This window comes from Actinoallomurus sp. NPDC052308 (assembly GCF_040679195.1).
Taxonomy (GTDB): domain Bacteria; phylum Actinomycetota; class Actinomycetes; order Streptosporangiales; family Streptosporangiaceae; genus Actinoallomurus; species Actinoallomurus liliacearum.
Genome location: NZ_JBFAUM010000012.1, coordinates 80,275 through 92,534, shown reverse-complemented (window position 1 = coordinate 92,534; position 12,260 = coordinate 80,275). Strand labels below are relative to the sequence as shown.

Sequence of the window (12,260 nt, the reverse complement as noted above, 5' to 3'; positions counted from 1 at the left end):
TCAGCCTCTCAGCGAAAGAGCGCGCTGTATCCGTTCAGCGCGGGTTGCCCCCCGAGATGAGCGTAAAGGACGTTTGCTCCTGACTCGATCTCCCGGTTCGCCACGAGATCGACCAGCCCGGCCATGGACTTGCCCTCGTAGACCGGGTCGGTGATCATCCCTTCCAGCCGCGCGGCCAGCCGCATGGCCTCCAGGGTCTGCTCGTCCGGGACGCCGTAGGTCCCGGCGTGATAGCGCTCGTCGAGGACGATCTCGTCGTCGGCGACCTCCGTCCCGATCAGCTCGGCGGTGTTCCGGGCGATCCGGGCGATCTGCTCCCAGGTCTCCTTCGGCTTGGCGGAGCCGTCGATGCCGATGATCCGGCGGCCCTTCCCCGCGAACCCGGCCACCATCCCCGCCTGGGTGCTCCCGGTGACCGAGCAGACGATGATCGTGTCGAAGTGGACGCCGAGCTCCCGCTCCTGCTCCTCCACCTCGCGCGCCCAGTTCGCGAAGCCGAGGCCGCCGAGGCGGTGGTCCGACGCGCCCGCCGGGATGGCGTACGGCCGGCCGCCCCGGGCCCGGACGTCCTCCAGTGCCTGCTCCCAGCTCGCCTTGAACTCGATGCCGAACCCGGCCTCGATCAGGCGCACGTCCGCGCCGAGCAGGCGGGACAGCAGGATGTTGCCCACCCGGTCGTAGACGGCGTCGGGCCAGTCGACCCAGCTCTCCTGGACCAGCACGCACGTGAGGCCGAGCCGGGCGGCCACGGCGGCGACCTGCCGGGTGTGGTTGGACTGCACACCGCCGATCGAGACGAGGGTGTCGCAGCCCTGGGCCAGCGCGTCGGCGGCGAGGTACTCCAGCTTGCGCGTCTTGTTGCCGCCGTACGCGAGGCCGGAGTTGCAGTCCTCGCGCTTGGCCCACAGCTTCACCCCGTTGCCGAGGTGCTCGGTCAGCCGGTGCAGCGGGTGCACGGGCGAGGGCCCGAACAGCAGCCGCTCGCGAGGGAAGTCGTCCAGTGTCGTCACGAGGTCTCCTTGTCCAGAAGGTCGCCGAGCGTGGCCCAGATCTCGGCGGTGGCGGCCACGGCCGCCTCGGTGTCGCGTGCGGCGCACGCGTTGATCAGGCGATCGTGCAGGGCGATGGAACGCCGGCCCGGGAGCGAGCCGAACCGTAGCCGCTCCAACCGCCGGATCAGCGGCACGTACCGCTCGATCGTCGCGGCCACCGCGCGGTTGCCCGCCGCGGCCACGGGAACGTCGTGCAGCTCGTCGTCGGCCGCCAGCGCGGCGGGGACGTCCCCGGCGTCGAGGGCGGCGGCGAACCGCGCGTTCGCCGCGCGCATCGCCTCGATGTGCCGCTCGGTCAGCACCGGCACCGCCGCGCGCACGGCGAGTTCGTGCATGGCCCGGACGACGACGTACGCGTCCCGCACGTCGCGGACGACGAGCGGCGTGACCCGGGTGTAGGCGTGCGGCTTGGTCTCGACGAGCCCCTCGTCGGCGAGGCGGGCGAGCGCCTCGCGCACCGGCGTGCGGGACAGCCCGACCCGCTCGGCCAGCTCGCCGTCCCGGATGATCTCGCCGGGTGCGAGGTCGCCCTCGACGATCGCGTCGCGGAGCATGCGGTACGCCTGGTCGCGGAGGAGGGACCGATCGAGGCGAGGGAGGCGGTCAGGTGGCATGCAATATATTAGATACTGCATTGTTCACGGCGTCAACACCGTCTGTGACATCTGCATCATCGCGCCGACCTCCCCGTTCATAGGATTTCCCCGATCACCGGAGCGTGTGCGCGTCAGCGGCGGGGGCCGGCATGCGCGCACGTCGTGCTCGCATGCCGCCACACGCCCGGTACCTTTGGCCCGTGCTGCCGAACGTCACCGCCACGCGCTACGTGACACCCCTACGGGAGGGCGGGTCCCTGCCCGCCATCGTCGAGGCCGACGACCTGGGCACGTACGTCGTGAAGTTCCACGGCGCCGGGCAGGGGCGCAAGGCCCTCATCGCGGAGATCATCGCCGGTGAGCTGGGCCGGCGCCTCGGCCTCCGGGTGCCGGACCTCGTCACCGTGGACGTCGACCCGGTCATCGCCCGCCACGAGCCGGACCCCGACATCCAGGACCTGCTCAAGGCCAGCCCCGGTCGCAACCTCGGCGTCGACTACCTGCCGGGCTCCCTCGGCTTCGACCCGCTGGCCTGGACGCCCGAGGCCGACTTCGCCGCGGCCGTGCTGTGGTTCGACGCGCTGATCGGCAACGTCGACCGCAGCTGGCGGAACCCCAACCTCCTGGTCTGGCACGGCGACGTCTGGCTCATCGACCACGGCGCCAGTCTCTACTTCCACCACGCGTGGGCCTCGGCGGAGAAGCTGATCTCCCGGCCGTACGACGCGGGCGACCACGTGCTGGCGACCTTCGTCGACGACGCCGGTCTGACCCGCGCCTGCCGCGACCTCGGTCCCAAGGTCACCGAGGACCTGCTCCGCGAGGTCGTCGCCCTGGTCCCCGAGGAGTGGCTGGCCGACGAGCCCGGCTTCGGCTCCCCCGCCGAGGTCGCGGCCGCGTACGTCGCACACCTGGGGACCCGCGCGGCCACACCGGAGACCTGGCTGCCCGAGGTGGGCGAGGCCAGGCCGGCGACGCCCCGGACCGAGCACCGCCCGTCGGCCCGACCGAATTGGCTGGGATGAAAATCTTCGAGTACGCCGTCCTGCGGGTGATCCCCCGCGTCGAACGCGGCGAGACCATGAACGTCGGGGTGATCCTCTACTGCCAGGCCGAGGACTTCCTCGGCTGCCGGATCCACGTCGACGACGTACGACTCCGCGCGCTGGCCCCGGACCTCGACGTCGACGGCGTCCGCGCCGCGCTGCGGGCGGTCGACGGCGTCTGCTGCGGAGGCCCGCGGGCGGGTCAGGCCGCGGGCGAGTCCCTGGGCTCGCGGTTCCGCTGGCTGACCGCGCCGCGCAGCACCGTCGTCCAGCCCGGCCCCGTCCACTCGGGCCTCACCGCCGACCCGGCCGCCGAACTCGACCGCCTCCTCGACGTCCTCGTCCGCTGAGCCGTCTCACGGGCACGCCGCCCACGAGGACGGCGCGCACGCCCGCCACGGCAAGGCCACCCACGGGTCCCGTCACGGGAAGGCCACGCGCAGGCCCGTCGCGGGGAGGTCGCCCACAGGTCCCGTCGCGGGGGCGCACGCAGGCCCGTCACGGGGAGGCCACCCACGGATCCGTCACGGGGAGGCCGCGCGCGGGTCGCGGAGGAAGGTCGCGATCCCCCGCTGGAAGTCGTCGAACGCGACGGGCGGCCCGCCCGTCTGCGCCTTCGCCGCCGCCCACGCCGGCGTGAGCACGGCCCCGACCGCGTGCTTGGCGGCCCGGACGGCCGCGCCCGGGTGGCGGCTGATGGCCAGTACGAGCCTGCGGGTGGCCGTGGCCAGTTCCTCGTCCGGGACACAACGGGTGGCGAGTCCCAGGCTCACGGCCTCGGCGGCGGGGACGAGACGCCCGGTGTAGAGCAGTTCCCGCGCGACGCCGGGCCCAGCGAGCACGGCCAGCCGGGCGGCGAAGGCCGGGCTGACGAGGATGCCGAGCCGCGCTATCGGCATCCCGATCCGCGCGCTCTCCGCCATGACCTGCAGGTCACAGGCCAACGCGAGCTGGCACCCGGCCCCGGCCGCGACGCCCTCCACCTGCGCGATCACCGGTACGGGAAGGTCCTCGATCGCGGTGCACGCCGCCTCCATGGCGGCGAAGCTGTCCGCCACGTCCGCGACGTCCGCCTCGACCCACTCCCGCACGTCGGACCCGGAGCTGAACATGCCGCCCTGGCCGCGCACGACCACCACCCGCAGCTCGGCCTCGCGGGCGAGCCGCCGGAACGTTTGCTCGAGTTCGCGCCAGTCCGCGCTCGACAGCGCGTTCCCGCGATGCCCGTCGCCGACCGTGACCTCGGCGACTTCGACGTCCCGCTGCGTTCTGATCTTCATCGAACGGCTCCCTCCTCGCGCATCGCGGCGATCTCGTCGGGGCCGAGGCCGAGCTCGGCGAGGACTTCATCGGTGTGCTCGCCGAGACCGGGCGGCGCCGAGCGTACGGCCGGCGGATGCGCGGACAGTTTGAGAGGCGAGCCGACCATCCGCAGCCGGCCCGCCCCAGGGTGGTCGACCTCGACGACCATGTCGCGGGCGCGCACCTGCGGGTGGGCCAGCGCCTCGGGCACCGTGTTGATCGGCCCCACCGGCACCCCCGCCTCGGTGAGGACCTCCGCCCACTCGGCGCTGGTCCGGGAGCTCAGCGCCGCTCGCAGGAACCCCAGCAGTTCCTCCCGGTGGTGCACCCGGTCGGCGTTGGTCGCGAAGCGCGGATCCTCGGCCAGGTCGCCGCGCCCGACCGCCGTCGCGAACCGGCGCCAGAGCCCGTCGTTTCCGATGGCGACCATGAGGTGACCGTCGGCGGTGGGCAGCGCCTGGTACGGCACGATCGACGGGTGGGCCGAGCCGTACCGGCGCGGGGTCTCGCCGGTCGCGAAGTGGTTTCCGGCGACGTACGTCAGCCAGGAGATCTGCCCGTCCAGGAGCGAGATGTCGATGTGCTGCCCGCGACCGGTGAAGCGGCGGGCGTGCAGCGCGGCCAGAACCCCGATCACCGCGTACATTCCGGCGCCGAGGTCCGCCGCGGACGTGCCCATCCGCACCGGCGACCCGTCGGCCTCCCCGGTGACGCTCATGATCCCGCTCATCGCCTGCGCGATGAGGTCGTACCCGGCGCGCTCGGCGTACGGGCCCGTCTGCCCGAACCCGCTGATCGAGGCGTACACCAGGCCGGGGTTGCGGGCCGACAGCTCCTCGTAGCCGAAGCCGAGGCGGGCCGCGGTACCCGGCCGGAAGTTCTCCAGGACGACGTCGGCCCGGTCGGCGAGCCGCTGGACGGCCTCCCGGCCCTTGTCGGTCTTCAGATCGACGCTGATGGAGCGCTTGTTGCGGTTGATGGACAGGAAGTACGTGGCGTCGTCCCCCTGGAACGGCGGCCCCCACTGCCGGGTGTCGTCGCCCTTCCGCGTGTCCTCGACCTTGATCACCTCCGCGCCGAGATCCGCCAGGATCATGCCGGCGAAAGGGCCGGAGAGGATTCGGGACAGTTCGAGCACCCGGACGCCGGCGAGCGCGCCGTCAGCCATGTCGTCTCCCATCAGCGGAGAAATCGGACCTAGCACCAATGGTTCCCCGGCACCCGGCATCGCCACCGCGCGCGGCCGGTAGCGTTCTTCGGTGGCCGAAGCGATGAACAGGGTGCTGATCGCGGGCATCTCGGGGGCCGGCAAGACGACGCTCGCCCGCAAGCTGTCCGAGCGGTACGGGCTGCCCCGCTACGAGCTGGACGCGCTGCATCACGGGCCGGGCTGGGTCCCACGCCCGGAGTTCGAGTCCGACGTGAAGGAGTTCAGCGCTCAGGATCGATGGGTGACCGAGGACCAGTACCACCGCGCCCTCGGCGACCTGCTGTGGGATCGCGCCGACACGGTGATCTGGCTCGACCTGCCGCGCCGCACGGTGATGTGGCGGGTGATACGGCGCTCGGTCATCCGCGCCGTCGACCGGCGCCCCTTGTGGAACGGCAACAAGGAGAGCGTCCGCAACTGGTTCGAAGCGGACCACCCCATCCGCTGGGCCTGGTCACAGTTCGACGGGAGAAGAGCGGCGACCGCCGAACGCGCCACCCGCCACCCGGACGTGACCGTCATCCACCTGCACACACCCCGCCAAGCCCGCCACTGGCTCCGCGCAACCGCCCTCGTCGAAGACTGAGAACCCTCGGAAGGAGTGGTTCAGTCGAACAGTTCGTCGAGGGACGTGGCCGCCAAAGCACGGTCAGCCCACTTCTCGATCTCCTGCACGTCCTTGCACGTACGGATGCGGTCGCGGATATCCTTCGGAACCTCGATCCCCCGGGCGGCCAGGATCCGGAGAAGCATGTGAGCCCCTTCTTCCGCTCGACCTTCCGCTCGACCTTCCGCTCGGCCTTCCGCTCGGCCTTCCTCCTTGCCTCGGCCGAAGTGTTCCTTCGCGAAGGGGCTGTAGACGGGCCAGGTCGTTGAGGACACGAGCTCTCCCAGGATCTTCTGGACGGCCGACTCGGCCATGTTGTAGGCGTATTCATAGTAGGACAGAGCGTGATCGGGATCCACCGAGCAGAGCGCCTCGACGAAGGCCTCAACCACGGGTCGGTGCCGCTTACCGTGCATCATCACCGCCAGGGCGGCCAGCTCCGGATGGGCCGCCGCCTCCTTCGGGTCGGTGATGACCGGTACCGCGTCCGGGCCGAGCACCAGGGCTTGGAAGGTGTAGCCGGACAGTTCGGTCTCGATCGGCTCCGCGTAGTAAGCCGCCGTGCCCGGGTCCGCGCACACGCACAGGACCTTCACCGGTCGCTCCAGGTGGAGCCACAGCGTGGCGGCATAACGCGGCAACTGCCGTCGCTTGGACTCGGCCTTGGCCTGCTGAACCTCGATGATGATCCCGTACAGCGGATCGCGGGAAGAACCTGCCCTGATCACCGTGTCGGGCGTGAAGTCCTTCGACGGGCGGTCGTTGAAGTCGTTGCTCGCGACCTGCACCGCCCCCGCCTCGGGCACTTCGACGCGCATGAGGTCGCGCAGCACCTCCACGGCGAACTCCGGCCGCTTACGGAAGAGTTCGTTGATGGTGTCATGACGAGGGGATGGCATGCACATGAAGTTATCGTACGATCACATAGAGTGGGCAGTGATTCGAACAAAAATCTGAATGGCAAGCCAGCAAGTTTCACGGTGAATCAGACCATGACGGACATGAACATGTCGACGTCGCGGAAGCCGACGCGGCGGCGGGTGGCGCCTAGGCGTTGAAGTGCGCTATACGTGGATGAACCGTTGTGATCCACTATTGCCCATTACGTCGATCGTGAAGCTCTTCTGCCACCCGAACGGGGTCACCTCCACCTGGTGGGGCGTGGTCTCCACGAGCCTGTCACGCAGGGCGACGATGGTCTGATGCGAATCCTCGGGCGACGCCAATGTATGCGAGAGATGAGCGAAACCGTTGATCACAATGGATTTCACGTCGGTCTTCGCACAGACCCGGCGTATCGCCTTCGCGGCGTGGCGGATCTTCTCCAGATCTCCGGGCTCGATCGTGATGAGGAGCAACAGGCAATTATCCCATGCGAGCGACGATAGCGCCGCGTCGTCGGGCTCGACGATGGACTGCGTGGGATATTGCAGAACGTATTCGACGGCCCGGCATTCGAGACATAGGATCTTCACGGGTGTACTCAGCCTGAATCTGTGAGAGAAGCACTGGGCCACTAGTTGACAGACTTGTCGGGTGAACGTCGGCGATACCGGCCGGAGGTACGAGTCGGCGCGGAGCACGCGGGACCTGTCACCAGGCGGCTCCAGGATATCGTCCCGTTCTGCGCCGAGATCAACAGATACCAGGTGAATAAATGCCGTCGAACGCCGACGTGACGGCCTCAATCCGCCGCAATTGCACTAGTCAACTCATGTCGTTCCCGTCTTCGGCGGAACCATCTCGGTATTGGTGGCCTCATCCACGCTTTCCGACACCACTGGCGGGATTCCCGGAATAGCGGCAAGTGACATGGGCATTGTCATACGGGCCGATCGAACCGGCCGACGCCCGCCTGGTCCGCCCGATCGTCTGAGGTACCTACGGTCGTGGCCCAGACCTTCTAGAACATGATGGACATGAAGGTGTTGACGTCGCGGAAGCCGACGCGGCGGTAGGTGGCGCGGGCCGGGGTGTTGAAGTCGTTGACGTACAGCGTCACGGCGGGGGCGATGCTGCGCAGCGCCTCGGCGACGACGGCGGCCATGCCGTGCACGGCGTACCGGCGCCCGCGCAGCTCCGGGTCGACCCACACGCCCTGGACCTGGCAGGCGTACGGGGTGACGGCGCCGATCTCGGCCTTGAAGACCACGCGGCCGTCCTCGATGCGGGCGAAGGCCCGCCGGGTGCGGATGAGCTCGGCCACGCGGGCGCGGTACAGCACTCCCCCGTCGCCCGCCTGCGGCGATACACCGACCTCCTCGGTGAACATCGCCACGCACGCCGGGTAGAGGACGTCGAAGTCGTTCATGGTGACGCGGCGGACGGCCGGGTCGGGTTCGACGGGCGGCGGCGACACCGTCGACATGACGGGCTGGGCCGCGCGGATGGCCCGGGGCGGGCCCCAGAAGGGGCGCAGGGCGTTCCACATCTCGGTCACCGCGGGCACCGGGCCGACGATCGACGAGCAGCGGCGTCCCTGCGAACGCGCCCGGTCGGCGAAGGACCGCGCGGCCTCCCGGTCGGCCGCGACCGGTACGAGGTTGGCGCCGGAGTAGCACAGGGAGGTCAGGCGCCCGCCGCGGTGGAATCCCCACAGCTCGGCGCCGAGGCGGGCCGGGTCGACGCCGGCGGCGTACACCCGCGAGCCGACGAAGACGTTCGACACCGGGTCTGCGTCGAGGATCTCCAGGACCGCCGCACGGTTGCGGTCGTCCAGGAGGCGCACCGGAGACGTGCGCAGCATCGGACTCACGTTCTCTCCCCGGCGGGTGATCCGGCGCGTTGGAGAGCGGACCGGCGTGTCGACACGTTCGCTCCGCTCACCTTGTAAGGGTACGGGAGGATCCCGGCAAGATCGGTAATCAGGTGCGGCATGCCGCGCCCGGCTGCCCCCGGCGGGTGCGCGAAGGACCCCCGGCCGGAGCCGAGGGTCCTCCGCGCGTGGTCCCGGTCAGCGGGACGGCGGATCACCGCGCCGTGGCGTCACGGACGCCCGAGGAGCGGGCGGGCGGGCACCTTCGGGGCGATCGACCGGGCCGCCGCGGCGGCGTCGGACGGGACGGGGTCCGGAAGCGCCTTGCAGGTCGCGTCCGGTCCGGTGCCCGGCTTGTTCTTCGGCAGCGTGCCGTCGCTCAGGTAGGCCGCGACCTTGTCGTCGAGGCAGGCGTTGCCGTTGAGCGTGTTGGCGTGGGTCTTGCCGCCGATCTCGGCCACCAGGCGGGACGGCAGGAGCTTGTGCATCTCCACACCGCCGGGGTACGGCGTCGCGGCGTCCAGCGTGGACTGCACGAGGAGCGCCGTGGACATGCCCTTGGCCTTGATCTTCAGGGCCGGGCCGCCCTGGAACGGCCAGTACGCGATCGGCGCGTTGAACCAGACGTTCGACCAGGTGTTGTAGTGGATGCCCTGCTTGTAGAGCTTGGCCGCGTCGGCGTGCCACTTGCTCCAGGACCGGGGCCACTTGGCGTCCGCGGCCTGGACGGCGTTGTAGACCGCGAAGCCGTTGTCGTCGGCGCTCTGGATGTAGTCTGTGTAGAGGCTGACGAGCGGGCCCGCGTCGCCGTTGTTGACGTACGCCGCGAACACGTCGGCGGTCGGCTCGTACCAGCCGACGCTGTACCCGGCGTTGAGGAACGTGTCGTCGAGCTCGTCACCGCCGAGCTTGCCGCCGATCGGCTTGCTGAACGCGGCGGTCCGGATGCTGTAGTACTTCTTCTCCACGGCGGCCTCGGTCTTGCCGAGGTGGTAGTGGGAGTCGTACTTGGCGATCCAGCCGAAGAAGAGCTTGATGTTCCGCTCGAACGCCTTGTCCTGGGACAGCTGCGCCTTGTACCAGACCTCGCGGACGTCGACGTTGCCGTCGAGGACCATCCGGTTCACGCGCTTGGGGAACAGCGTGCCGTACGTCGCGCCGAGGTAGGTGCCGTACGAGAAGCCGTAGTAGCTGATCTTGCTCTGCCCCAGCGCGGCGCGGATCGAGTCGATGTCGCGAGCCGCGTCGGTGGTGCGCAGGTGCGGCAGCAGCCAGCCGAACTTCTTGGCGCAGGCCTGGGCGTACGCCTTCGACCTGGCCTTCCATGCCTCCTCGGCCTTGGCCGAGTGCGGCACGTAGTCCGGGCGGATCGGGTCGGAGTAGTGCGGGTCGCACGTCAGCGCCGGCTGGCTCAGGCCGACGCCGCGCGGGTCGAACCCGATGATGTCGTACTGGGCCGGAACCTCCGCGTGGCCCACACCGGTGAACCAGTTCGCGAGCCCGCCGGCGAGGTACAGGCCGCTGCCGCCGGGGCCGCCGGGGTTGGCGAGCAGGACGCCCTTGTAGTGCTTGGCGTCGGTGTGCTTCAGGCGCGACACCGCGATCGAGATCTTCTTGCCGCTCGGGTGCCGGTAGTCCAGGGGCACCGACAGTTGGCCGCACTCGGCGTTGTCGAGGTACGGCTGGTCGGCCGGGCACTTGGCCCAGGCGATCTTGGCGGTCGCCGGTGTCGTCTCCGCCTGCGCCGAAACGGACACCGCCGCGCCGGAGAGTCCGACTCCCGCCGCTGCCGTGATGACCATCAGTCTCTTCACATGACCCCCTCGCGTACGGGCGCATGAGAAGCCCGCACTGGTAGGAATGCGAAGAATTGTGTCTGGTGCGAGAAAAGGGACGGAAGAGGCTCGAGTAACCGTTGTTCGATCGTGACGGCCCGCCGGTTCCGGCCACCTCGGATGCGGGTTCCGGCCACCTCGGATGCGGATTGCGGCCATCGAGAACGCGGGTCCCCGGCGATCTCGGTCGCCGGGGACCCGCTCCCGTCACCCGCTACGGACGGCGGAGCACCGGCGGGAACACGTCCGCGGTCAGCGGGCGGACGGCGGCCGTGGACGGCGGGACCGGCTCGGGCAGGCGCGCGCAGTGCGACCGATTCGATGGCAGGGCGCCGGTCGCGAGGAAGGCGGTGAACTTCTCGTCGACGCAGACGTTGCCGCGCTGCACGATCCCGTGCGTACGCCCGCCGTCCTCGATCACCAGGCGCGAGCCCGCGAGCCGCCGGTTCATCTCGACCCCGCCGGCGTACGGCGTCGCGGCGTCGTTCGTCGCCTGGAAGAGCAGCACGGGAGGCAGGTCGCGCGTCCGGCCGACGTCGACCGGTCGCCCGGCCCCGGCCGGCCAGAACGCGCACGGCGCGTTGTACCAGGCGTTGGCCCACGTCTCGAAGCGGAAGCCCGCGGTGTACAGCCGCTCGTTGTCCCGGCGCCACCGCGCCCAGTCCCGCGGCCACCGCACGTCGCTGCACTGCACGGCGTTGTACACGGCGTAGCCGTTGTCGTCGGTGGTGGCGCCGAACCGGTTGTACGCCTCGACCAGCGACGCGGCGTCACCGGCCTGGTACCGGGCGAGGGCGTTCGCCAGATACGGCCAGTACGCCCCGAGGTCGATGTATCCGGCGATCAGGAACGTGTCGTCGAGTTCGTCGGCGCCCACGACACCGCCCGCCGGAACGGCCGCGACCTTATGGCGGGCCGCGAAGAAGGAGTCCCGGACGGCCTTCGCGGTCGTGCCCAGGTGGTAGGCCGCGTCGTACTTGGCGATCCAGGCGAACAGGGCATTGATGTTGCCCTCGAACGCCCGGTCCTGATCGAGGTTGTCGGTGTACCAGACGCCGCTCGGCCGGACGCTGCTGTCCAGGACCATGCGCCGGACCCGCGCCGGGAACAGCGTGGCGTACACCGCGCCGAGGTAGGTGCCGTACGAGGCGCCGTAGTAGTTGATCTGCTGCTCGCCCAGGGCCGCGCGGATGGCCTCCATGTCCTTGACGGCGTCGACGGTCGTCAGGTGTGACAGGAACGAGCCGTACTTCCGCCCGCACGCCTGGGCGTAGGCCGCCGATCGGCTCAGCCAGGCGGACTCCAGCGCCGGCGTCCGCGGCACGTAGTCGGGGCGTACGGGCTTGAAATAGCCCGGATCGCAGCTGAGCGCGGGGCTGCTGCCGCCGACGCCGCGCGGGTCGAACCCGACGACGTCGTAGGCGGCCCGCAGGTCGGCGGGGAGGTGGTTCGCGACGCGCAACGCGAAGTCGCGGCCCGTGCCGCCGGGCCCGCCGGGGTTGACCAGCAGCGCCCCCTGGTAGCCCGTCGTCCCGGTGTGCCGGGCGCGGGACAGCGCCAGGGTGATCTGCGCTCCGCGCGGATCGGCGTGGTCGAGCGGCACTCTGAGGGCGGCGCACTCGAGTCCGCCGAGGCTCTCCTCGGTGCACGGTGACCAGGCGAGCCCCGTGGCGGGTTCGGCGGGATGGGCCCGCGCCGTGAGCGGCGCGATACTCAGCGTGACCAACCCGGCTCCGGCGACGGCCGTCGTGATGGCGAGCTTGTTCACGTAACCCCTTTCACACGGGGAGTCCGGGGCCGAACTCCTCGTCGTGCGTACGCACGATGGTGGTGATTCCGGGACGCGGCCGGAGGGGG

The 12,260-nt window shown here is 70.3% G+C and carries 12 protein-coding genes; 3 read left to right on the top strand and 9 right to left on the bottom strand.

The genetic code is table 11. From position 1 onward, the window contains the following. Window positions 1–8: 8 nt before the first annotated feature. A complete protein-coding gene (locus AB0L00_RS26225) occupies window positions 9–1,010 on the bottom strand; it encodes a 1-aminocyclopropane-1-carboxylate deaminase (RefSeq protein WP_364439214.1) in 1,002 nt (333 codons plus the stop codon). Continuing rightward, window positions 1,007–1,666 (bottom strand): GntR family transcriptional regulator, encoded by a 660-nt coding sequence (locus tag AB0L00_RS26220; RefSeq protein ID WP_364439212.1) that lies wholly within the window; start codon window positions 1,664–1,666, stop codon window positions 1,007–1,009. Before AB0L00_RS26220 ends, AB0L00_RS26225 begins: the two co-directional genes overlap by 4 nt. A gap of 182 nt (window positions 1,667–1,848) precedes the next feature. On the opposite strand from AB0L00_RS26220, the gene AB0L00_RS26215 reads away from it, so the two are divergent. Together AB0L00_RS26215 and AB0L00_RS26210 are read left to right on the top strand one after the other, a co-directional pair. Further along, the gene (locus tag AB0L00_RS26215; RefSeq protein WP_364439210.1) at window positions 1,849–2,673 is read left to right on the top strand and encodes a HipA family kinase; all 825 of its coding nucleotides are present in this window, start codon (window positions 1,849–1,851) and stop codon (window positions 2,671–2,673) included. Then, the gene (locus AB0L00_RS26210) at window positions 2,670–3,044 is read left to right on the top strand and encodes a DUF3037 domain-containing protein (protein WP_364439208.1); all 375 of its coding nucleotides are present in this window, start codon (window positions 2,670–2,672) and stop codon (window positions 3,042–3,044) included. Before AB0L00_RS26215 ends, AB0L00_RS26210 begins: the two co-directional genes overlap by 4 nt. Before the next feature lie 174 nt (window positions 3,045–3,218). Here the strand turns inward: AB0L00_RS26210 and AB0L00_RS26205 are convergent, their stop codons facing one another. Continuing rightward, window positions 3,219–3,974: an enoyl-CoA hydratase/isomerase family protein gene (locus AB0L00_RS26205; RefSeq protein WP_364439207.1), complete on the bottom strand. Its 756-nt coding sequence runs from the start codon at window positions 3,972–3,974 to the stop codon at window positions 3,219–3,221. Next, complete coding sequence (locus AB0L00_RS26200) at window positions 3,971–5,164, bottom strand: CaiB/BaiF CoA-transferase family protein (protein WP_364439206.1); 1,194 nt, start codon at window positions 5,162–5,164, stop codon at window positions 3,971–3,973. Before AB0L00_RS26200 ends, AB0L00_RS26205 begins: the two co-directional genes overlap by 4 nt. Window positions 5,165–5,255: 91 nt before the next feature. On the opposite strand from AB0L00_RS26200, the gene AB0L00_RS26195 reads away from it, so the two are divergent. Beyond that, entirely contained in the window at window positions 5,256–5,792 is a 537-nt protein-coding gene (locus AB0L00_RS26195) for a hypothetical protein (RefSeq protein WP_364439203.1), read from the top strand. Between the two features lie 20 nt (window positions 5,793–5,812). Here AB0L00_RS26195 and AB0L00_RS26190 read toward each other — a convergent pair whose 3' ends face one another. The 5 genes from AB0L00_RS26190 to AB0L00_RS26170 all read right to left on the bottom strand — a co-directional run bounded on the left by AB0L00_RS26190 (window position 5,813) and on the right by AB0L00_RS26170 (window position 12,171). After that, window positions 5,813–6,718, bottom strand: coding sequence for a hypothetical protein (locus AB0L00_RS26190; protein WP_364439200.1), 906 nt, complete (start codon window positions 6,716–6,718; stop codon window positions 5,813–5,815). 159 nt (window positions 6,719–6,877) lie between these two features. Next, complete coding sequence (locus AB0L00_RS26185; RefSeq protein ID WP_345361507.1) at window positions 6,878–7,288, bottom strand: threonyl-tRNA synthetase editing domain-containing protein; 411 nt, start codon at window positions 7,286–7,288, stop codon at window positions 6,878–6,880. Window positions 7,289–7,716: 428 nt separating this feature from the next. Further along, on the bottom strand, window positions 7,717–8,559 hold the full coding sequence (locus AB0L00_RS26180) for a GNAT family N-acetyltransferase (protein WP_364439527.1): 843 nt from the start codon (window positions 8,557–8,559) through the stop codon (window positions 7,717–7,719). Between the two features lie 239 nt (window positions 8,560–8,798). Beyond that, window positions 8,799–10,382, bottom strand: coding sequence for an alpha/beta hydrolase (locus tag AB0L00_RS26175; protein ID WP_364439196.1), 1,584 nt, complete (start codon window positions 10,380–10,382; stop codon window positions 8,799–8,801). 235 nt (window positions 10,383–10,617) lie between these two features. Further along, the gene (locus AB0L00_RS26170) at window positions 10,618–12,171 is read right to left on the bottom strand and encodes an alpha/beta hydrolase (RefSeq protein WP_364439193.1); all 1,554 of its coding nucleotides are present in this window, start codon (window positions 12,169–12,171) and stop codon (window positions 10,618–10,620) included. Between the last annotated feature and the right edge of the window lie 89 nt (window positions 12,172–12,260).